16 protein-coding genes, 1 tRNA gene and 2 pseudogenes are annotated in these 20066 nt (G+C 53.0%); 10 read left to right on the top strand and 9 right to left on the bottom strand.

The window, feature by feature from the left end; translation table 11 throughout:
- Window positions 1–109: 109 nt before the first annotated feature.
- Window positions 110–508: a PepSY domain-containing protein gene (locus ACZ1GS_RS06500; protein ID WP_472697669.1), complete on the bottom strand. Its 399-nt coding sequence runs from the start codon at window positions 506–508 to the stop codon at window positions 110–112.
- A gap of 87 nt (window positions 509–595) precedes the next feature.
- Here ACZ1GS_RS06500 and ACZ1GS_RS06495 point away from each other — a divergent pair.
- Window positions 596–2405: pseudogene (locus tag ACZ1GS_RS06495) on the top strand (ABC-F family ATP-binding cassette domain-containing protein).
- A gap of 27 nt (window positions 2406–2432) precedes the next feature.
- Here the strand turns inward: ACZ1GS_RS06495 and ACZ1GS_RS06490 are convergent.
- A complete protein-coding gene (locus tag ACZ1GS_RS06490; RefSeq protein WP_472697668.1) occupies window positions 2433–2948 on the bottom strand; it encodes a DUF6456 domain-containing protein in 516 nt (171 codons plus the stop codon).
- Window positions 2949–3036: 88 nt separating this feature from the next.
- On the opposite strand from ACZ1GS_RS06490, the pseudogene ACZ1GS_RS06485 reads away from it, so the two are divergent.
- Window positions 3037–3599 (top strand): annotated as a pseudogene (locus ACZ1GS_RS06485) (helix-turn-helix domain-containing protein).
- Between the two features lie 24 nt (window positions 3600–3623).
- Entirely contained in the window at window positions 3624–4796 is a 1173-nt protein-coding gene (locus ACZ1GS_RS06480; RefSeq protein ID WP_472697667.1) for a glycosyltransferase, read from the top strand.
- Between the two features lie 3 nt (window positions 4797–4799).
- Here ACZ1GS_RS06480 and ACZ1GS_RS06475 read toward each other — a convergent pair whose 3' ends face one another.
- The 4 genes from ACZ1GS_RS06475 to yajC are packed head-to-tail and all read right to left on the bottom strand — an operon-like array spanning window position 4800 to window position 8180.
- A complete protein-coding gene (locus ACZ1GS_RS06475; RefSeq protein ID WP_472697666.1) occupies window positions 4800–5180 on the bottom strand; it encodes an MTH938/NDUFAF3 family protein in 381 nt (126 codons plus the stop codon).
- Window positions 5181–5201: 21 nt separating this feature from the next.
- Window positions 5202–6185, bottom strand: a complete 984-nt coding sequence (gene secF / locus ACZ1GS_RS06470; RefSeq protein WP_472697665.1) for a protein translocase subunit SecF — start codon at window positions 6183–6185, stop codon at window positions 5202–5204.
- 13 nt (window positions 6186–6198) lie between these two features.
- Entirely contained in the window at window positions 6199–7803 is a 1605-nt protein-coding gene (secD, locus tag ACZ1GS_RS06465; RefSeq protein ID WP_472697664.1) for a protein translocase subunit SecD, read from the bottom strand.
- A gap of 47 nt (window positions 7804–7850) precedes the next feature.
- Window positions 7851–8180 (bottom strand): preprotein translocase subunit YajC, encoded by a 330-nt coding sequence (yajC, locus tag ACZ1GS_RS06460; RefSeq protein WP_472697663.1) that lies wholly within the window; start codon window positions 8178–8180, stop codon window positions 7851–7853.
- A 338-nt stretch (window positions 8181–8518) separates the two neighbouring features.
- On the opposite strand from yajC, the gene ACZ1GS_RS06455 reads away from it, so the two are divergent.
- A tRNA-Pro gene (locus tag ACZ1GS_RS06455) sits at window positions 8519–8595 on the top strand.
- A gap of 585 nt (window positions 8596–9180) precedes the next feature.
- On the opposite strand, the gene ACZ1GS_RS06450 is transcribed toward ACZ1GS_RS06455, so the two are convergent.
- Window positions 9181–9468, bottom strand: coding sequence for a hypothetical protein (locus tag ACZ1GS_RS06450; RefSeq protein ID WP_472697662.1), 288 nt, complete (start codon window positions 9466–9468; stop codon window positions 9181–9183).
- 145 nt (window positions 9469–9613) lie between these two features.
- Here ACZ1GS_RS06450 and ACZ1GS_RS06445 point away from each other — a divergent pair, with 145 nt between their 5' ends.
- From ACZ1GS_RS06445 to ACZ1GS_RS06420, 6 genes are all read left to right on the top strand, one after another.
- Window positions 9614–10606: a LysR family transcriptional regulator gene (locus tag ACZ1GS_RS06445; protein WP_472697661.1), complete on the top strand. Its 993-nt coding sequence runs from the start codon at window positions 9614–9616 to the stop codon at window positions 10604–10606.
- 161 nt (window positions 10607–10767) lie between these two features.
- A complete protein-coding gene (locus ACZ1GS_RS06440) occupies window positions 10768–13071 on the top strand; it encodes a TonB-dependent receptor (protein WP_472697660.1) in 2304 nt (767 codons plus the stop codon).
- A gap of 74 nt (window positions 13072–13145) precedes the next feature.
- Window positions 13146–13535: an alpha/beta fold hydrolase gene (locus ACZ1GS_RS06435; protein ID WP_472697659.1), complete on the top strand. Its 390-nt coding sequence runs from the start codon at window positions 13146–13148 to the stop codon at window positions 13533–13535.
- Between the two features lie 672 nt (window positions 13536–14207).
- Window positions 14208–15629 carry an FAD-binding oxidoreductase gene (locus tag ACZ1GS_RS06430; RefSeq protein WP_472698078.1) on the top strand — a complete coding sequence of 474 codons (1422 nt, stop codon included), beginning with the start codon at window positions 14208–14210 and terminating at the stop codon, window positions 15627–15629.
- Between the two features lie 334 nt (window positions 15630–15963).
- Window positions 15964–16461, top strand: coding sequence for a GntR family transcriptional regulator (locus ACZ1GS_RS06425; protein WP_472697658.1), 498 nt, complete (start codon window positions 15964–15966; stop codon window positions 16459–16461).
- Window positions 16356–16724, top strand: a complete 369-nt coding sequence (locus ACZ1GS_RS06420; RefSeq protein ID WP_472697657.1) for a UTRA domain-containing protein — start codon at window positions 16356–16358, stop codon at window positions 16722–16724. Before ACZ1GS_RS06425 ends, ACZ1GS_RS06420 begins: the two co-directional genes overlap by 106 nt.
- Window position 16725: 1 nt before the next feature.
- Here ACZ1GS_RS06420 and ACZ1GS_RS06415 read toward each other — a convergent pair whose 3' ends face one another.
- Together ACZ1GS_RS06415 and ACZ1GS_RS06410 are read right to left on the bottom strand one after the other, a co-directional pair.
- Window positions 16726–18153 carry an amidase family protein gene (locus tag ACZ1GS_RS06415; protein WP_472697656.1) on the bottom strand — a complete coding sequence of 476 codons (1428 nt, stop codon included), beginning with the start codon at window positions 18151–18153 and terminating at the stop codon, window positions 16726–16728.
- 17 nt (window positions 18154–18170) lie between these two features.
- Complete coding sequence (locus ACZ1GS_RS06410; protein ID WP_472697655.1) at window positions 18171–20060, bottom strand: propionate--CoA ligase; 1890 nt, start codon at window positions 20058–20060, stop codon at window positions 18171–18173.
- Window positions 20061–20066: the final 6 nt, after the last annotated feature.

Raw genomic sequence — 20066 nt, 5'->3', positions numbered from 1 at the left:
GATGCAGGGGATATATCACCATCGCGCAATCTCTCAATGATAAAGAAAATCGAGTGAAAAATCGGAATAGCGGGAAGGAACGAGAAATGCGGTCGGCAATGGCAGGTGCTTAACGCCGCTGCCGCAAGATGGCGCCGGTTCTTCCATCCACATCGACCACGATAACGCGCCCTTCACGGATGAATTTCAATCGATAAATCTGAGCCGAAGGATCATATTCCGGGCCGAGATATTGACTGCCCGACATTTTGGGGAGCACCCGGTTCTCAATCGCCCGCAATGACTTCACCTTGCCGGCCATCATCTGCTGACGCGCGCCATTTTGCTCGTCGCCGCGCTGCATGGCATCTGCGGGCAAAGCCGTCACAGCAAAGGCTGTAAATCCAGCAAGTGCAAGAAAGGCGGTTTTTTTCAACATGGTCAAATCTCTAGTCTCCACGCTTTGAACATGACGTGAACAAGGAATTGCATGCTGCCTTTTATACAATAGTGGCGGTTTTCCTAGCAAATTATCGCGCCTGTGACCGTTCCGGATGCATTTTTTCTAAAAACGCCGCTTGAGCATGGCTGCGCATAGCCCTAACGCCCAGAGACCATGTCACAGCCACCGATTTTCTCTTATGAACAGCTGTCCCTTCATCAGGGTGAAGGATGGCTGTTTCGTGACCTTGACTTGCATATTGGTCCGCGGGATCGGCTGGCGCTGATCGGTCGCAATGGCGCCGGAAAAACCACTTTGCTGCGGTTGATCGCTGATCAGATCGAAGCCGACAAGGGTCAGCGAATGATTCAGCCCGGCACGAACATCGTCATGCTGGAACAGGAACCCGATTTCACACCGTTTGAAACCCTCCTCGATTTCGCCATTTCCGGGAGTCCCGGACCAGCCGTGCACGAAGTGCAATCGATCGCCGATCAACTTAATACCGATCTTTCAATCCCCGCGAAAAACGCCAGCGGCGGCGAGAAACGCCGCGCCGCGATTTGCCGCGCGCTGGCATCGGATCCCGATTTGCTGCTGCTTGACGAACCAACCAACCATCTCGATCTGAGTGCAATCGACTGGCTCGAGGACTGGTTGAACCGGTATAAAGGCGCGTTCATCACCATCTCGCATGACCGAACCTTCCTAACCCGGCTGACCAGACAGACCGTGTGGCTGGATCGCGGTGCGCTCCGGCGTCAGGAAGTAGGCTTTGGCGGCTATGAGGCCTGGATGGAGAAAATCCATGCCGATGAAGCACAGGCTGCCCAGAAAATTGATGCGAAGCTGAAACTCGAAGCCCGCTGGCTGGAGCGCGGGGTTACCGCGCGGCGCAAGCGCAACCAGGGGCGACTGGAAAAACTCTATGCGATGCGCGCGCAACGGGCAGCGATGATCGGCCCGGCCGGGACCGCCAATCTCAAGGCCGCCAGCGATGACATCCGGACAAAGTCCGTCATCAATGCAGAGAATATCGCCAAGTCCTTTGACAAGGATGGCGAACCGCGCACGATCATCCGCAATTTCTCGCTGCGTATTCAGCGCGGCGACCGGATCGGTATCGTCGGTGCCAATGGCGCGGGCAAGACCACCTTGCTCAAAATGCTGACCGGTGAACTCCCCTGACAGCGGCAGCGTCACTTTGGCCAAAACGTTGAATGGCGTGTTTATCGATCAGCAACGCAGCCTGCTGGAAGGCAATAAATCGGTACGGGACGTGCTGGCGGATGGCAGCGACTGGGTCGATGTCCGCGGGGTGAAGAAACATGTGCAAGGCTATCTCAAGGAATTTCTGTTCGCGCCCAATCTGATCGATGCCAAGGTGGGAACGCTGTCAGGCGGTGAACAGTCGCGCCTGCTGCTGGCGCGCGAATTTGCCCGCATGTCTAATCTTCTGGTGCTCGACGAACCGACCAATGATCTTGATCTCGAAACGCTCGATCTGTTGCAGGAGGTGATCGCCGATTATGACGGAACCGTCTTGCTGGTCAGCCATGACCGTGACTTTCTTGACCGCACCGTCACCGTGACGCTGGGTTTGGATGGCAGCGGACAAGTTGACATCATTGCCGGTGGCTATGCGGAATGGGAAGCGGAACGCAAAGCTGACGCCCCTAAAGCAAAACGGTCAAGTCCGGCCAAGCCTGCTGCGGAAAAACCGAAGACCAGGTCCGTCTCGTCCAGCAAGAAGTTAAGTTACAAGGATCAGCGCGACTATGATCTGTTGCCCGATCGGATCACGGAGATCGAAGCGCGGATAGGCGAGATTGCTAAAGCGCTGTCGGACCCGGATCTGTACACGCGCGACTTTGATCGGTTTGAACAGCTGACGGCCGAAAATACCAAATTGCTGGAGGAAAAGGATATGGCGGAAATGCGCTGGCTCGATCTGGCCGAACAGGTGGAGGCGCTCAACGGATAGCCTGACTAAGCGATCGTGGTGCTATGGTCAGGGCAAGCGGTAGAAATCTGCGAGCCGGTCCAGCGCGATTTTAAGCACCAGCTTCCCCGATCGCACCGGCCACCCGAGATTTTTCTCAGCCACCGGCACCCCCTCACCTGCACAAATGATCCGCCAGGCAATATCGGACAAATCAGAGCCGAGATGGATCATCGCCGCGTCGAAACGCTGTTTGGCCGCCAATTGCCGTTCGGTGGGATCCAGCACTTGCGGAGCACGTCCGCTTTTGCGGGCCATCGGCACCCGATCCCATTGCATCGTGACTGATGGCGCGAGATTGGCGCGTTCCCAGTCGCATCGCAATTTCTCGCCGCCATCCAGTTGGCGGTCGGACAAATAGCCGCGCGCATGGAGCCAGCACAGCGGCGATTCCGAAAGACTGACCGTGACGCTGCGCGCCAGTGCCCGGCCCTTGCCCTTCCTCCTCTCGCGTCCGTCCCTGGGCACGGGCCGCTCGGTTAGCAGGCGGGGATCATATTCGGACTTTCTCTCTCGTTTCGGCATGGCGCAAACCTCTCCTTCAGAAAGCTTTGCTCTTGCCATTTAGGCAAATATGTAGGAAAGAAAAAACCATATAGGTTGGAGAATGCCAATGATTAACCGGATCAGAGACGTCAGGAAAAAAAGGGAATGACCCTGGATGACGTCGCAAAACGCTGTCATCCGAAAACCACAGCTCAGACCATCGGCCGGCTGGAAACTGGCGCGCGCACGCTGTCGCTCGACTGGTTGAACCGGATTGCCGCGGCCCTGAATGTCGACAGCGCGGCCTTGCTCGCCCTCCCCGATCAGGAGACCCTGCCGGTTGCTGCCGTGCTGGATCACAAGGGCGCCCACGCGCTGGCAAAAGTCACGGAGATTTCGCAACCGACAATTGAAACCGGGATGGTTGCGCTACAGGTGAATAGCAGCGTCGGAGATTACCGGGCCGGAGACGACATCTGGCTATCCCGGCGCACCCCGGACCAATATGCGAGTTTGCTCAACCGGGATGTCCTGGTTCCACGTCCGGCCGGGCGCTTTCTCTTTGGCCGGCTGATTGGACGGGATCAGGGCAAACTTCAGCTACTCCCCCTGGGCGCCGGAACACGACAGCAGATCGTTGCCGACCCCGAGTGGATCGGTGTTGCGGTCCGGCTCGTGCGTAGCCTTTAGGTTGCCCGGCAAAGTCTTCCGACAATGACCCACCCACTCCATATTTTGACCCTGTCGACATTGTTTCCCAATGCGGCAGCGCCCAATTTCGGGATATTTGTCGAGCGCCAGACGGCAGAGCTGGCGTCGCGGCCCGACATGCGGGTGACGGTTGTTAATCCGATCGGTTTGCCGCCCTGGCCGCTCAGCGCCCTTGCCCAGTACCAGCCGTTGACGGCCTTGCCCGATCAAGAAAACTGGCGCGGCCTTGATGTTCATCGTCCGCGCTTCACATTGATTCCCAAATTTGGCGGTGCCCGCAATCCTGCCCGGATCGTGAAAGCGATCCTGCCGCTGGTGCGTGCGCTGCATGCCAAGCATCCGTTTGATCTGATTGACGCCGAATTTTTCTATCCCGATGGCCCAGCTGCCATGCACCTGGCCAAAGCATTGAATATCCCGTTCACGATCAAGGCGCGCGGCGCCGACATTCACCATTGGGGACAACAACCCGGCTGTTCGGACCAGATCCTGGCGGCCGCCGACAATGCCGCTGCTTTGCTAGCCGTATCCGAAGCGCTTAAACAGGACATGATCGATCTGGGCATCAGGGAAGAGAAGATTCAAGTCCATTATACCGGTCTGGACTCGAGCAAATTTCGCCCCGTCGATCGCGCGAAGGTCAAACAGGATCTCGATATTGGCGGACCGCTGTTCATCAGCACCGGCGCGCTGATCGCGCGCAAAAACCAGGCGTTGACCATTGCGGCCATGTCGCAATTTCCCGATGCCACATTGTTGCTTGCCGGCAGCGGGGAAGAAGAACAAGCCTATCGCCGCCTGGCCGAATCCCTGGACGTCGCGGATCGGGTTCGGTTCCTCGGCACGGTCGCGCATGACGACTTGCCCCGCTTTGTCGGCGCCGCTGATATTGCCATTCTGGTCTCTCGGTCGGAGGGCCTGGCCAATGCCTGGGTCGAGGCGCTGGCCTGCGGGACACCCATAATCATCAGCGAAGCGGGTGGCGCTCGCGAACTGGTCAAAGCGGAAAGCAGCGGCCGGATTGTCGATCAGAATAGCGATGCGATTGCCGACGCCATCCGCGAAATAATGGCCGGCCCGGCCGACCCGGAAACCGTGCGTGCGGCCGTGGCCGCATTCAGCTGGCAGAATAATGGCGATCAACTGGTCATGCTGTTCCGCAAGCTGGCGAGCTGATGATCAGCTGAGCGGCAACAAGGCCGCGATTATCCAGCGCTCTTCCGCCCGCAAGACGCCCCAGGCGCGGGCCGCAGCTCGGCTGTCCATGACTTCCAGTCCGAGCTGGGCTGCATCCGCAAGCCGGCGAAAGGCCGCTGGTGGTTGCCGCATCGTCGGACCACTGCCAAACAACAAAAACTCTGGCGCAGGAGACAGATTCAGCTGTGTCAGGATCCCATCGAGATCGAGATCGTCATCGGTCATTGCTGACCAATCCAGCGCCTGTTCTGGCGACAGTAACAGACCTCCGTCAAAACGCCGCGGACCGACCTTGAAGCCAACCGCGGTAAATCCGGTGACCACCGGGCCTTCAAATTCGACATCACGGCGCAATTCAACCATGGGTGCTCCCGTCAGAGGCGTTTAGCCAACCCGTTCCGGCCCGGAAATTTTCTCGGCTTTTTCGTCGGAAGAATCCGCTGGGACAAAGCTGTCGGGACCAACTTTCAGCCAGATCAGAATCGGCGCGGCCATGTAGACCGAGGAATAGGTACCGATCAGCACGCCCAGGAACATCGCGGCGGAGAAACCGAAAATCACGTCAGGCCCCCAAACCATCAGGGCGACCAAAGCGACAAGCATCGTCAAGCTGGTCATCACGGTTCGGGCCAGGGTTTCGTTCACGGACAGATCGAGCAAGGCGATGATGTCCATCTTGCGATATTTCTTCAGGTTTTCCCGGATACGGTCATAGACGACAATCGTATCGTTCAGCGAATAACCGATGATCGTCAACAAGGCGGCCACGATATTGAGGTTGAATTCCAGCTGCGTCAGCGCAAAAAATCCGAATGTCAGCGCGACATCGTGGAACAGCGCGAACAACGCCCCTGCACCGAATTGCCACTCGAACCGGATCCAGATGTACAAGGTAATCGCCAACATCGCACCGACCAGGGACCAGACCCCTTTGGACAGCAGCTCTTCGGAAACTTTGCCCGATACGGAGTCGACCCCGTCGATGCGGACATCAGGATAATCCGCCTTCAGCATGCCGGTGATCTCATCCGCCATGGTATTGGCCAGTTCCGGATCCTGGTCGGATCCGGTGGGCAATTTCATCCGGATGGAAACCTCGTTCGGCTCGCCAAAACGCTGGATCGTCGGATCGCCATAGCCAAGCGCCCCTACTTTTTCGCGCAATTCCGAAATTGGTGCATCGGTGGCTTGGGTGAACGTGGTGCGGATCATCTGGCCACCGACAAAGTCGACGCCGAAATTAAGGCCGCGCTGGGCCACCAGCGCCATCGATCCGATGATCATCAAAATGCTGATGGCCACGGCAATATTCCGCCATTTGAGAAAACTGATATTGGTGTCATCAGGAACGAGTTTGAGCAATTTCACGATTCAAGCCCTCCTATATAACCAGCTCTTGGGGACGCGCACGACGCAACCACAAGGCAACCAGCATCCGGGTCACAACAACCGCGGTAAATACCGATGTGACGATGCCGATGATCAGCACGACGGCAAAGCCGCGGACCGGACCGGAACCAAAAATGAACAACAGCAGACCGGCAATCACATTGGTGATATTGGCATCAAAAATCGCTCGGGACGCCTCCTTGTAGCCAACTTCGACCGCCTGTATGACCCGGCGCCCCCTTCGTCGTTCCTCCCTTATGCGTTCATTGATCAGCACGTTCGCATCGACCGCAGAACCGACCGTGAGAATGAACCCTGCTATGCCCGGCAAGGTCAGCGTGGCATTGAATATCGCCATCACACCGAGGATCAGGAAGAGGTTTAACGCCAAGGCGAAATTCGCATAGAAACCGAACCGGCCATAGGTGATCACCATGAAGGTCAGCACCGCCGCGGTCCCGATAATGGCTGCGATCATGCCTTTGCGGATCGAATCCGCGCCGAGATCAGGACCAACCGTGCGCTCTTCGACCACCTGCAGTTCCACCGGCAACGCACCGGATCGCAACGCGATCGACAGCTGGTTGGCACTGTCGACGGTAAAGTTTCCGGAAATCTGAGCAGACCCGCCCAAAATCGGCTCATTGATATTGGGTGCGGACAGCACCTCGCCATCGAGAATGATCGCAAAGGGCCGCCCGACATTATTCTGGGTCAGCCGTGCAAATTTGGCACCGCCTTCGGTATCGAACGTAATGTTGACAACCGGTGCATTGGTTTCCGGGTTAAAGCCTTGCCGTGCATCGGTCAGCTTGTCGCCCGAGATGCCGCCGAGCCGCTTCACCACAATATTGGGCAAGCCGGTCGGATTGTCCGGATAGGGGAAAATCTGACTGCCCACCGGCGGACGGCCCGATGCCACCGCGTTGGGATCTGCTTCGAAATCGACCAGTTTGAATTCGAGTTTCGCGGTCTGTCCGAGCAGCTCCTTGAGTGCTTCCGGATCTTCGAGACCCGGAACCTGGACCACGATGCGATTGTCGCCTTGCCGGATGATCGTCGGCTCGCGCGTACCCATTTCATCGATCCGGCGGCGAATAACATCGGTGGCCGTGTCCATTGCATTGTCGACCGCGTTTTCGAGACCAGCGGATGTCGGTGTGATGACAAAGCGAGTATCGTCGCGCACTTCGATATCCCAATCGCGCTGACCGGTGAGCCCTGCACCGGTGGTCAGCGGCAGCAACGCCTCGCGGGCGGCATCGACCTGAGTGGAGTCGCGCACCATGAAGGACAAAACGCCGTCCTTGCGGGAAATATCGCCAATATTGATCCGCGGACTGGCCCGCCGCATTTCGGCGCGCACCGACTCTTCCATCGTTTCCAGTCGGGTCTCGCCGACTTCAGCAGGATCGGCTTCCAGCAAAATATGGCTGCCACCCGACAGATCGAGGCCCAGATTGATGGTTTCGTCGGGCAGGAATGTCGGCCAGTATTTATGACTTTCGCCAAAGAAAAGGCTCGGCAGCGACATCAGCACGCCAAAAGCCAGCAGCAAGGAGATGGAAATCACTTTCCAGCGCGGAAAATCTAACATGGCAAAATATCAATCCCCAAAAATCTGGCGGTCATCATCAGATGAGATTAGTCGTTGGCTGGCTTACCGCTACCGCGTGGCACGACATCCGACAACGTAGCCTTAACCGCCTTGACGCGAATGCCTTTGGCAATCTCGACTTCGACATAGTCATCGTCGACTTTCATGGCTTTCCCGACCAGTCCGCCGCCGGTCACGACCTCGTCATTTTTTTGTACCGCATCAATTTTCGCCTGATGCTGTTTCATTTTCTTTTGCTGCGGACGGATTAACAGGAAATAGAAAACCGCAAAAATCAGCACCAACGGCATGATCGAGACGAGAAAGCCACCGGCGCCGCCCGATGCGGCCTGTGCGGTAATTAGAAGTGAAGTCATTCGTTATCCCCAAAAATCTGGACCGGATCGCAAATTTTGCATCCCAAAATATCGCCCGGCCACTGGTGTCCACCAAAGCCTGACCATTTAGCTGCGCGCGCCTATCACGCACCCCCGGTGAAAGCAATCCAATTGCGCCATTCCAGCGGCCCGCCTGCCCTGGCGGTGACCAAGGCATTTGCACGTTCCCCTGTCAGATGGGAGGCCGTCCGCCCCAGATCAAGAGATTGGTAACGATCCTGTATCGGACCAAAGAAACCCAACCCAAAGCGCTTGCCAAGCGAACCGGTCCACCATATATGCGGCGGCTCGGTCGGCCTTGTGCCGCACCAAAAGGTCGGGACGTAGCGCAGCCTGGTAGCGCATCACACTGGGGGTGTGGGGGTCGGAGGTTCGAATCCTCTCGTCCCGACCAGTTTTCAGCCATTTTTCAAAATGCTGAATTCTTATATCACTGCTGTAAGTGCAATGTAAGTGCAGATTTTCTGTTTTTGTTCTTTTACTTGTCACGACAGCTCATTCTTTGAACTCCGGTCGGATATCAGCAACAACCAGATAGGTTCCTCTTAAACATCGTAGTGTGAATTGAGATATCGCTTAGCAATTCCATTTCGACTTCCCGTTGCAGCCATCTAACTTTGATCGGTGGGCTTCTGATTCAAACCCTGCGTCAGGCACCACAACCCATATTGATAGGGAATTATCCCTTTAGCATAGGTAATTGACGAAATCGGCCAATGGCCGTCCGCGCGCGCCCTCTCCGTAAGCCTCCTGGTGCGAAAAAGTAGAGTTTAGATCCCCACACAGGCTACTCGTTGGAGATACAATTTTCCTGGATTGCAATCCGGTTAACCGGAAATGCGCCATTCGCCGCACAAGGTACGCTTGAATAACTTACCGTCTTTGAACCAATGCCATGTCCGAGCGCGGTGATTGCCATCGTCCCCCATGCAGATGATTTCATAGAAATTGCCGCCAGGGTCGTCCTTACGGTTGAGGTTCAGAAGGACCAAGCCCAAATCGGTCTCCCAGCCACAGCTCCCAAACTTGTCATTGTCCCACCAAACTTTTTATCACGCAAAGCGCCGTTCAACGTTGACCGATATTCACGGCCATCCGCCCAGATAAATAGGTTTTTCTGAATGTGGGCATAGAGGCCATCTGTGGGGAAAATACACTCAATCCGAGCATCGTGAATATCGTCCTCCACATTGGTTTCATCAATGTGACGGCAAACGCCTTCCCAGACGCCGATATGCCGGACCATCTGCGGCATGATATCGGCCAAAATTGGTTTTCTTTGTCTGTTCAAGGTTTCGGTTTACACGCTGAGGCATTTTTTTGCCCCTAAATCAGTTGATTTAATTGGAGTAACTACCAATACGGATGATTAAACAACCTTTGCTTGTAAAGAATTCCGTACGGAGAGTTTTATGACGAAAAAGCCTGGCCTAAGCCAGCGACTGATCAAGCCTTCGATGGACCCCCAGAAACTGCAGCATTTTTTATCCGTATATGACACAGGCAGTTTCTCGAGAGCTGCGGAGAATAGCGGTGTGAGTCAGCAGGCGGTTTCAAAAAGCGTAGCCAAACTGGAAGACGTATTGGCGGTGAAACTTTTTGAACGCGGCGCCTTTGGAGCAGAACCCACCAACTTCGGTCATGCACTCGCTCGGCGCGCCAAGGTGATCACAGCAGAGACGCGCCTTGCTGCGGCGGAGATTAGCGCTCTGCGGGGCGCAGATCGGGGCTATGTCCGTGTCGGCCTCGGATGGTCTTTCCTCACCCGGATTGCGCCGGTGATGATTACCCGCTTCAGCAAAAGTCAGCCAGGAATTACGCTGAGTATTGAGTCGGGCGACTCTAAATCGTTGCATCAGAAATTGTTGCAAGGTGACGTGGAGTTTGTTGCCAGCGCACCTCCAATTGATATGCAGATTGATGGTGCGATTGAAACGCAGGAACTGTTCGAGGATGAGGATGTTATCATGATGCGGCGTGGACATCCTTTAGCGGCGAAAAATGATGTGACGCTGGAGGATCTTGCTTCGCAAACTTGGCTGTTGTCCCTGCAACTCCAGGAGCAGTGGGAACGCATTTGCAGTATTTTTCTGGCTGCCGGCATGGCCCCACCAAAGAAATATGTCGATATCAACTCTGTAATCCTAGCGAAATCCACACTTTTGCAAAGCGATTGTATCATGCTCCTGGCGCGGGAACTCGCAGCTTCGCAGACCGAGCGAGACCAATATCATTTTGTCGAAGGCACACAATTTCCAATAAGACGGATGGCCATTTTGGCAAATCGCCGCAACTCGTCGCTACAACCAGTTGCACAGAGCCTCAAAAACGAACTTTTGGCAGCTTGCCGTTCAGTAGTTGGGATGAAGCGACTGCGCGGTATTACTGTTACCGAAAAAGCATAACTCAGCCCAAAGTCAATATGGCTGTAGAACACATCCAATTGGTTGTTAGCTTTCCCCGATAGCCTCCTTTCTAGCTGTCTATCGTACGCGAAGTTGCGCAAACCGCTTTGCGCTTAACGGAAGCAGCACCTTCGGTCGCAAGGCACTACGGGGAGATAAAAATGAAACTCTGCAAAAAAGCGCTATCGAGTGGCTCAATATTGGGCCTTTCCATGGTAGGACTAACAATTGTTCCAGCACATGCGCAGGAAGTTGATTTTGCAGATGAAGCAAAGGCGAGTGGAAATGTGATTATCGTCACTGCACAGAGGCGGGAGCAAAGCATTCAAGATGTTCCAATCGCCATTTCTGCATTCGCGCCCAAAACTCTGCAAACACTTGCTGTTAAAAAGACATTAGATCTAGTTGATACAATTCCAAACCTTGTCGGAAGCAATAATACTACCTTGGGTAGCGCGAACGTCTATTTTCTTCGCGGTCAGGGGCAAGATGAAAGTTTCCCAACATTTGATCCTGCGGTAGGCACGTATGTAGATGAGATTTTTTATTCCCGGCAGAATGGTAACAATATTAGCCTTTTTGATGTGGAACGCACCGAGGTACTTCGTGGTCCGCAAGGAACATTGTTCGGAAAGAACACGACTGGCGGCGCGATTAATATTATTTTGCGTAAACCGGGCGAGGAATTGGGCGGTTTTGTAGAAGCGAGTTATGGACGATTTGATGAGGTAATGATCCGCGGAACGCTTGACCTCCCCTTGTCAGATGATGCACGTTTCATGGTCAGCGGATTTGGGATTGACGATAACGGCTGGCTGCAAAACTCAAGGTTGGGCATCAATCAAAATGATCGCAATGCATGGGGTGCTCGTGTTGCAGCAGACATAGACTTTTCAGATGCGATTAACTGGTATGCTGCGGTTGACTATATTGATGACAGCGGAACAAACATAACTGGTCGTGATACCAATATCGATACCAGCGCTGCCACAGGGATACCAAGGACATCTGGAAACTATGGGGACGTTGACCTTGTTACGACTTCTCTTTTGCCGCTTGGGCTAGATGCCGTTTATCCTGGAGCGGTTTCCAAAGCGCGGCCTGGTAGCGTCACCCAATCGTTTAATGTTTCTTCTAATCTTTCAGTACAGACAGGTGATACCGGTCAGGTCAACCTCATTCTTGGGTATCGCAATGTTGAAAACGACTTTCTCACCAATTTCCCACTGCCGCAATTTGACGCATTTATGGCTTTTCCTTCACCGGCGAATCCAAGTCCGGATGACGTGTTCATTATCGATAACGTCGGTGATTTTAAACAGTATTCAGCCGAACTCAAATACAATGCATCACTCTTCAATGAATTCCTCAATCTGACGGCTGGGCTTTTCTATCTAAAAGAAGACAACCGCTCGGACTTTGCAGCTTATTTTGCTGGTCCGACACCTTCGCGTGACCGCATCATTACTAACGAGACCGAGAATATTGCTGGTTACATACAAGGTGATTTCGCGCTTACCGATAGCATTACAGCAACCGCTGGCGTTCGCTATACCGATGAGAAAAAGAATTTTCGGATTTCAGATAACCGCCCGATTGGCAATATCACCGATTTAACCACAGCGAACATGATTGCCTTGGGTATTCCTACCGAGCAGCGAGAGAAGGTATGGACGCCGCGATTTGCATTGCAATTTGAAGCATCCGATGACTGGATGTTTTATGCATCGGCCACCAGAGGGTTTCGATCTGGCGGCTGGAATGCACGCGTAAACAATGCATCTGGTTTGCTTCCATTTTCTTCAGAAAAAGTTTGGTCCTATGAAGCCGGCTCTCGGCTTACTGTCGGAAACGTCTTCAGCGTGGCTGCAACCGCATTCCACTTAGAAGCAAAGGACTTGCAAGTGAATACGGCCATATCTCAAGGCGTTTTTGCCGTAGGTAACGCGGGTCGTTTGCTGAATAGCGGCTTGGAGATTGAGGCATTCATCAACCCGACTCCCGAATTTAACATTTACGCTTCACTTGGGGTTATGAATGCGAGGTACCGTCCCGACCAAGCAGAAATTACTGCCTGTGCGCCACCGAACTTTTCCTTCTCGGTTTTTGACATCAACTGCAACGTTGTGGGTCCCAAAAGAAGTCCAGATGTTCAGGCAACCTTGGGTGCTTCATACGATATAATTATGAGTGATGTAACCATAACGCCGCGCGGTAGTGTCCGATTGACATCGGATCAAGAAGTCGCGACACGTGGACTGGGACCAGCAGATGGCTACGTGCTTGTGAACGCCGGAATTGATTTGAAGCCAGCCGGAAAGGCACTGACCCTGTCAGTCGAATGTCAAAACTGCTTTGACAAACGCTATCTCGTTGCAACATTCGGCAATCAGGACACTTATTTCAATAATCCCGGTCGCTGGACGATTCGAGCAACGTATAAATTTGGCGGTCGTGCCAACTAGAAGTACTGACAAACGGCGCGACGCTTCGTCTCTTCCTAGTCGTCGCGCTTTTTTTCGGTCTCGGAGTAGCCGGGTTGACAGCGTCCTTGCAGGGATGTCCTGCAACTGAACATGAGCCGCCAGAGGAACAGATGACTTTCCTGTTGGTACATGGTGCCTGGCATGGAGGTTGGTGCTGGAAATTCGTGAAGGAAGGTCTGGAAAAAATCGGCCATCGGGTGTTGACCCCCACGCTTTCCGGACTGGGTGAACGAGCGTTTGAGTTAAGTCCTGAAATCAATCCGAAAACACATATCGATGGCGTCCTTAACGTTATTCGGAAACATGACTTACACGATTTTACTTTAGTTGGGCATAGTTATGGCGGGATGATAATTACGGGCGTCGTTTCGACGCGGTGGATGACGTTATCAACAAAATTGTTTATCTCGATGCTGCCTTACCGAAGAATGGCCAATCAATGATAAGCTATGGAACGCCCAAAACTGGGTCAGAAATAGAGAGGCTGGAAATTCGGTTGAACGAGCTGGCGCCCGATGGAATTGCCATACCTCCATTCCCGCCTGATATCTTTGGTATACCAAAGAGGCATCCGCACTATGATTGGGTCAGATCGAAGCTAACAGCTCACCCAATAAAAACGTGGACTGATCCGATCAAACTTTTAAACAATGGCACGCAGGAGCTAAAGTCCTCTTACATACATTGCGTTGACCCTGCACTCCCAGAAACCGAATTTCCGACAATCGCGCAACAGGTGAAAAATGATCCGGAATGGTCATATCATGAACTGAAAACGGGCCATGATGCGATGGTCACTGTACCTGTTGAATTAATAAGATTACTCACATTGCGGTGATGCAGGCCAATTTAAGTTCCTTGCTCGAACAGCAAATGGCTTTGTCTTATCGAAAGATTTGGGTGTTTTTGAACGTTCTCGTTAAAAGGCGCAAATTTCGTAGAGGCACCAAGCCGCTGATTGCCGTGCTTCCTAGCGTTGCTCTTTATGCCTCGCCGATCCCCTATAACTCCATTGGACTGGTCGTGGGTCCGATCACTTGGGAATGTAGCCGGACAGCACAACGCTCGATTTTTATGCGCATGATATCTATTCCCGTGGTGCTGACTTGCTGGCGGTGGTTCGTCCGAAAAACAAGGAACAGCTCTCCGCCGCAGTTTCTGTCGCAACGACCCACAACTTGATGGTCATCCCGCGTGGAGGTGGAATGAGTTATACGGGCGGTTATACATCAGGCGAACCCGGCGCGGTCCTGATTGACTTGGCCCAGATGAATCATATTCTGGATATCAATGAACATAACATGACGGTCACAGTCGAAGCAGGCTGTACTTGGGCCGAACTGCATAAAACGCTATCCCCCAAAAACCTGCGAACACCATTCTGGAGAACGCTATCCGGCCTCAAGGCAACGGTTGGCGGCGGCATGAGCCAGAACGGAATATTTTGGGGAACCTGCCGATACGGTACCGCTGTTCAAAGCTGCGTATCTTTGGAAGTTGTTCTGGCTGACGGCGCCATCATACAAACCGGCAGCAAATTCACGCGCCCCTATGGGCCGGATTTGACAGGACTTTTCCTAGCCGACACCGGCGCCATGGGCATAAAGGCAACGGTGACTTTGAGGATGATACCCGAAGCAAACGCGCACGATTATGCAAGTTTCACCTTCGACTCGCATGAAGCGATACTGAATGCATCTGCCGAAATCGAACGGGCCGGAATTGCCACAGAATGCTTCGGATTTGATCCCAAACTTAATGCAATTCGCATGAAACGGGACAGCCTGGCCAGTGATGCGAAGCAGTTGGTCGGTATGATGAAAAAACAGGGTTCAATCATGAAAGCGATAAAGGAGGGCACCAAAGTTGTGACGGCTGGACGCAGTTTCATCGAGAAATCGGCCTATTCTCTCCACGTTTTGACCGAAGCGCGCATGCAGGCAGCTACGGATGCAGATATCAAACAGGCGCGCCAGATCGTCCAGAAACATGGTGGTAAGGAAACGGAAAACACAATCCCGAAGATCATCCGCGCCAATCCTTTCGGTCCCCTAAACGGTATATTGGGACCGGACCGCGAGCGTTGGGTGCCGGTCCACGGCTTGTTGCCACACAGCCGCGCCCTCGATTGCTATGAGGCCATTTCTGCGCTTTTCGAAAAGCACCGGACGGAAATGGATTCGCTTGGCATGCATGAAGGTACTTTGATTGCGGCCGTTGGTGGTGCCGGTATGATAATCGAACCCTGCATCTATTGGCCTGACGCCCGCCATCCGGTAATCGAAGCGACAATGGAAAAAGACCATCTGGCAAAACTACCATTGCATCCCGAAAACGAGGCTAGCTGGCAACTGGCACAGCGCCTCAAGCAGGCACTAGTAAGCGTGTTCTATTACCACGATGCTGCACATTTTCAGATTGGTCGTACTTATCGGTACACGGACAGCCTTGATTATCGGGCGAAAGATTTACTTCAGGCTGTCAAGGACAATCTGGATCCCAATCGCCAGATCAACCAAGGATCGCTAGGGTTGTAAAATTCAGTATACCCGTGTGGTATCAAAGTAGTACCGAGCAGCTGTTGCTATTATTGCAATAGGATCGGCCGGTGCAGCTATCCTCACCAATATTCTGCAATAGCGAATCATGCGGTTGGTTGGCTTCGTTCTTGCGCAACCTTAGATGACCATATCTAACGGTATACTACAATCGTTCGCGATCGTACTTAGAAGACTAAAGATCAATACGACACCTACAAGCCGTGGCTGATTGCGATCAATCTAAAAATTATCACCCTACATCTCTGCCCGCTCTTCGGGCTGACGGTATTTTCGGCTAAGGTTAAAGTATCTTCCTTTTACAACATGGATCATGGGCGATCATGTCATACCAGAAAATACCAAGCTACCCATTTACCTGAGGTTAGCGGACGATCTTCGATCGCAAATCCTTGATGGCAAGCTAGCTCAGTCAGATCGATTGCCAGCAGAAAACCAACTCAGCGAAAAATATGGCGTCAGTCGAGGAACGTTACGAGAAGCTCTGCGTATTTTGATTGACGAAGGCTTGATTACCCGGAGGCAAGGTTCTGGAACAGTCGTCCAGCATGCAAGCAAACGAAGAGGTGCGCGGCATCAACCACTCAGCAACATCGAAGAAATTCTGCAATATGCCAGTGACACATCAATGGCGTTGCTGAAGCGAGGTGTTGCAAAGCTGACGCCGAGCTTAGCTTATCAACTTAAGATCGAGAGAACCACAAATTGGACCGTTTTTTATTGCTTGAGGCAAGCTTCAGGCGAAAAAAACCGCTCGCATTCACAGAAGTATGGATCAATCCCGCATTCTCCGAAGCGGCGGCACTCGTGAACGGGGCAAGCCAAACAATTTTTAGTCAGCTGACAGAAATCGAAGGAAACAAACTTTCACGTGTAACGCAGGATATTAGTGCGATTACTGCATCTCGAACAATCGGCCGATATCTTGAGATTGATCAAGGCGCTCCGGTTTTACGCGTTTTGCGATGCTATTTTGATAATAATGACCAGCTATTCGAAATTTCCGACAACTATCATCCCGGGGATCGTTTCACATACATGATGCATATTGAGGTCAGCGACTTCGCTGAGTGAATCAATCCATATCGGGCGGCGGCATTTGTGGCAAAACCTGCTCGACGAAACGGGCGACATTCAACAATTCGGTATCCTTCCCGGGAATGCCGTCTAATGATAGGCTTACAGGCAGGCCCACTGCGGTGATTCCAATGGGAATGCTGATGCTCGGACGTCGACCGAAACTAGCGAATGATGTATGTTTGAAATAGAACCAGGACGATAAAACTTTCTGACCTATCAAGATATTATCGTCTTCATGAACTGGCATCGCTACCTCCGGGGCGGTAGGAAAAACGATGGCATCCAGTTCATGCTTCTCCATCAAGAGGTCCCATTCGGTCTCCAATCGCTGTCGATGAAACGTTATAGAGGAGTGGTAAACTTGCAGAGTAGGCGACAATGCCAAGCGGTTTTTGATAAACTCACGAACTGCTGGCGAAGCAATTCCATTTACCAGTTCTGAAAGGCCAAGTCCGTCTCCATACTCGGCGAGATAGTTCTTCATTGCACCCGCAAATTCGGTGTCAATTACTGCCTCACTCGCGGCGCGGTGTAATTCACGCAGAGGTTCCAAAGCCATCGGAACGAAGTCGATATCAGCATGTGAAAGCTGCTGCAGAGCACTATCAGTGGCATTTTTGACGGCCGTACTCGAATGTTCGATCAGGTCATAAGCAATACCCAATCGAACATCGGAACTTTTTGGAAGTTTTGGTTGCATCTCACCACCGGACAGAACAGCGTCCAGAATTTGGACATCCTGAACAGATCTGGTGATTGACCCCGGCGTGTCAAATGATGTGGAAAGCGGCACAATTCCATCCGCCGGATATCGACCAACAGTCGGCCTGAAACCGACAACACCGCAAAGCGCCGCTGGTACGCGCACGGAACCGGCGGTATCAGTTCCAATTCCAACGGGAACAAGATCAGCCGCGACAGCCGCAGCGACCCCGCCAGACGAACCGCCTGGAATCCTTGTCCGGTCATAGGGATTGCAAACCGGCCCAAAGACATGATTGGCGCTGGTACCGCCGGAGGACAACTCATGCATATTGGCCTTGCCAGCAATCAGGGCACCCGCTGCACGTAAACGGTTAACAAGTGGCGCGTTTGTAGATGTTTGGTTCCCAACTAACACCGGTGTACCCCCAGATGTCGGCAGATCAACTGTGTTGATATTATCCTTCAATATTACAGGAATACCGTGAAGCGGGCCTCGCAAGTGGCCAGCCACCTGATCCGCATCAGCCTGTCTGGCTTCGGAGAGCAATCGGTTCTCATCCCAGCTCGTCAGCAAATTCAGGGAGAACAAATCTTCCGCTTTGGCGCAAAATTCTATCGCCAGATCCGTCGCTGAACAGTCACCTTCCGCAACTTTTTTACTCTTCTGATGCAAGGTGAATCGGGTCAATTTAGCTCCAATGCCATCGGAGCAGATCATAGGTCGGTTCGAGCCGATCAGGAACCAGATGCTGCAATGGCTTGCCTGATTTCTTCAATGATGCTGGCATCCTCAATTGTCGGTAACTCGCCCGGGTCTTCACCGGTCGCAAGAGCCTGCAGCGCACGGCGCAGCACTTTGCCGGAGCGAGTCTTTGGCAAGCCCTGAAGATAAATGATGCGTGATGGCCTAGCGATTCCGCCCAGTTGCTTGCCAACGACTGCGGTCAGTTCTGCAGAAAGATCTGCCATTTCTGCGCTGCTGCCCTTAAGGACAACAAAGGCCACCGGCGTTTGCCCTTTCACCTTGTTCGCTATGCCGACAACCGCTGCTTCGGCAATCTTTTGATGGGTGCAGATTGCAGCCTCTATCTCATGCGTACCGAGGCGATGGCCAGCTACGTTGATCACATCATCCGAGCGGCCAAGCACAAACAGATATCCATCTTCATCGCGTATGGCAAAGTCGAAGGTCAGATAATAGTGTATGCCGGAAAACTGACGGAAATAGGCGCTCTTAAACCGTTCGTCATCGTTCCAGATTGTCGTCATTGAACCTGGTGGCAGCGGCCATTTGATCGCTAGCATCCCTTTTTTGCCATGGGGTTCGGGTTCACCTGTTCTTTCGTCGATTATCTGCAAATCATATCCATAAACCGCAAAGCTGGGAGAACCCCATTTCAAGGGATGCTTTTCAAGGCCCGGCAGCGCGCTGATAATCGGCCATCCGGTTTCCGTCTGCCAGCAATGATCGTAAACATCGCGCTTCAGGATTTGCGAAGTCCATTTCGCTGTCGCCTCGTCAAGTGGCTCCCCTGCCAGGAAAAAATTGCGCAGTCCGCTGGTATCGTGATCAGTAATAAATTTTCGGTCGTATTTTTTCAAGAGCCGCATAGCTGTCGGGGAGGAAAACATAACGTAAGGGCGGTATTTTTCCACCAGACGCCACCATATGCCGGGATCCGGATGGGTCGGAGTGCCTTCATATAATATGGTCGCCATACCAGTTAACAAAGGCCCATAAACAATGTAGCTATGTCCGACCACCCATCCAATATCAGAAGTTGCGAACATCGTTTCTCCTGCTTTACCACCGTACACGTGACGCATGGATGCGGTAAGCGCGACAGCATGACCGCCAGTATCACGCTGGACACCCTTTGGCTTTCCGGTAGTACCCGAAGTGTAGAGTATGTATGAGGGCTCACTTGATTCCAGCCATTCAATTGGCACGTTGTCCTCTTCCAGACTTGCCAGCGCGCGATGATAGTCAATGTCGCGCCCATCCCGCCAAGGCATGTTTTCCAGCTTCTTTCGATTGACAATAAGTGTCTTTGCAACCGAATGGGCGCTGACCTTCAGCGCTTCATCCAGCAGGCTTTTATAGTCAATCACTTTACCACCGCGCAGACCGGCATCGGCGCCGATAACCAAAGAGGGCTGTAAATCATCAATCCGGTCCGCCAGCGCCTGAGACGCGAAACCGCCAAAAACAACGCAGTGCACTGCGCCGATACGGACACTTGCGAGCATCGCAAAGACCGCCTCCGGAATCATCGGCAGATAAATCAATACCCGGTCACCACGGGAAACACCGAGAGATTTCATCAGCGCGGCGCAGCGTCCAACTGCAGTCTGCAATTCCCCGAAACTATAAGTCCGTTCTTCCTCCGTCTCGCCTGAGACATAGATAAGCGCTGGGGCAGCGGGGCGCTCTTTTGCATGCCGGTCCACGGCATTGTAGCAAAGGTTTGTCTTACCGCCGACATAATAGCGGCTGAAAGGCGGATTACTGCCGTCAAAAACCTGTTTGAACGGCCTGTGCCAATGGATAAGCGCTGCCTGCTCTCGCCAGAATGCATTCGGCTCTTCCATTGAATATTTCCAGAATTCTTGGACGGTTGGCACAGTTTC

Source organism: Parasphingorhabdus sp. W113, from assembly GCF_055693205.1.
This window is presented reverse-complemented; position numbering and strand designations above follow the sequence as displayed.

Coding starts and splice junctions, on each gene's coding strand:
- ACZ1GS_RS06415 (WP_472697656.1), bottom strand. CDS start 18,153: ATGATCTGCTCCGATGGCATTGGAGCTAAATTGACCCGATTCACCTTG.
- ACZ1GS_RS06445 (WP_472697661.1), top strand. CDS start 9,614: ATGACGAAAAAGCCTGGCCTAAGCCAGCGACTGATCAAGCCTTCGATG.
- ACZ1GS_RS06440 (WP_472697660.1), top strand. CDS start 10,768: ATGAAACTCTGCAAAAAAGCGCTATCGAGTGGCTCAATATTGGGCCTT.
- yajC (WP_472697663.1), bottom strand. CDS start 8,180: ATGACTTCACTTCTAATTACCGCACAGGCCGCATCGGGCGGCGCCGGT.
- ACZ1GS_RS06475 (WP_472697666.1), bottom strand. CDS start 5,180: ATGGTTGAATTGCGCCGTGATGTCGAATTTGAAGGCCCGGTGGTCACC.
- secD (WP_472697664.1), bottom strand. CDS start 7,803: ATGTTAGATTTTCCGCGCTGGAAAGTGATTTCCATCTCCTTGCTGCTG.
- ACZ1GS_RS06490 (WP_472697668.1), bottom strand. CDS start 2,948: ATGCCGAAACGAGAGAGAAAGTCCGAATATGATCCCCGCCTGCTAACC.
- ACZ1GS_RS06480 (WP_472697667.1), top strand. CDS start 3,624: ATGACCCACCCACTCCATATTTTGACCCTGTCGACATTGTTTCCCAAT.
- ACZ1GS_RS06425 (WP_472697658.1), top strand. CDS start 15,964: ATGGGCGATCATGTCATACCAGAAAATACCAAGCTACCCATTTACCTG.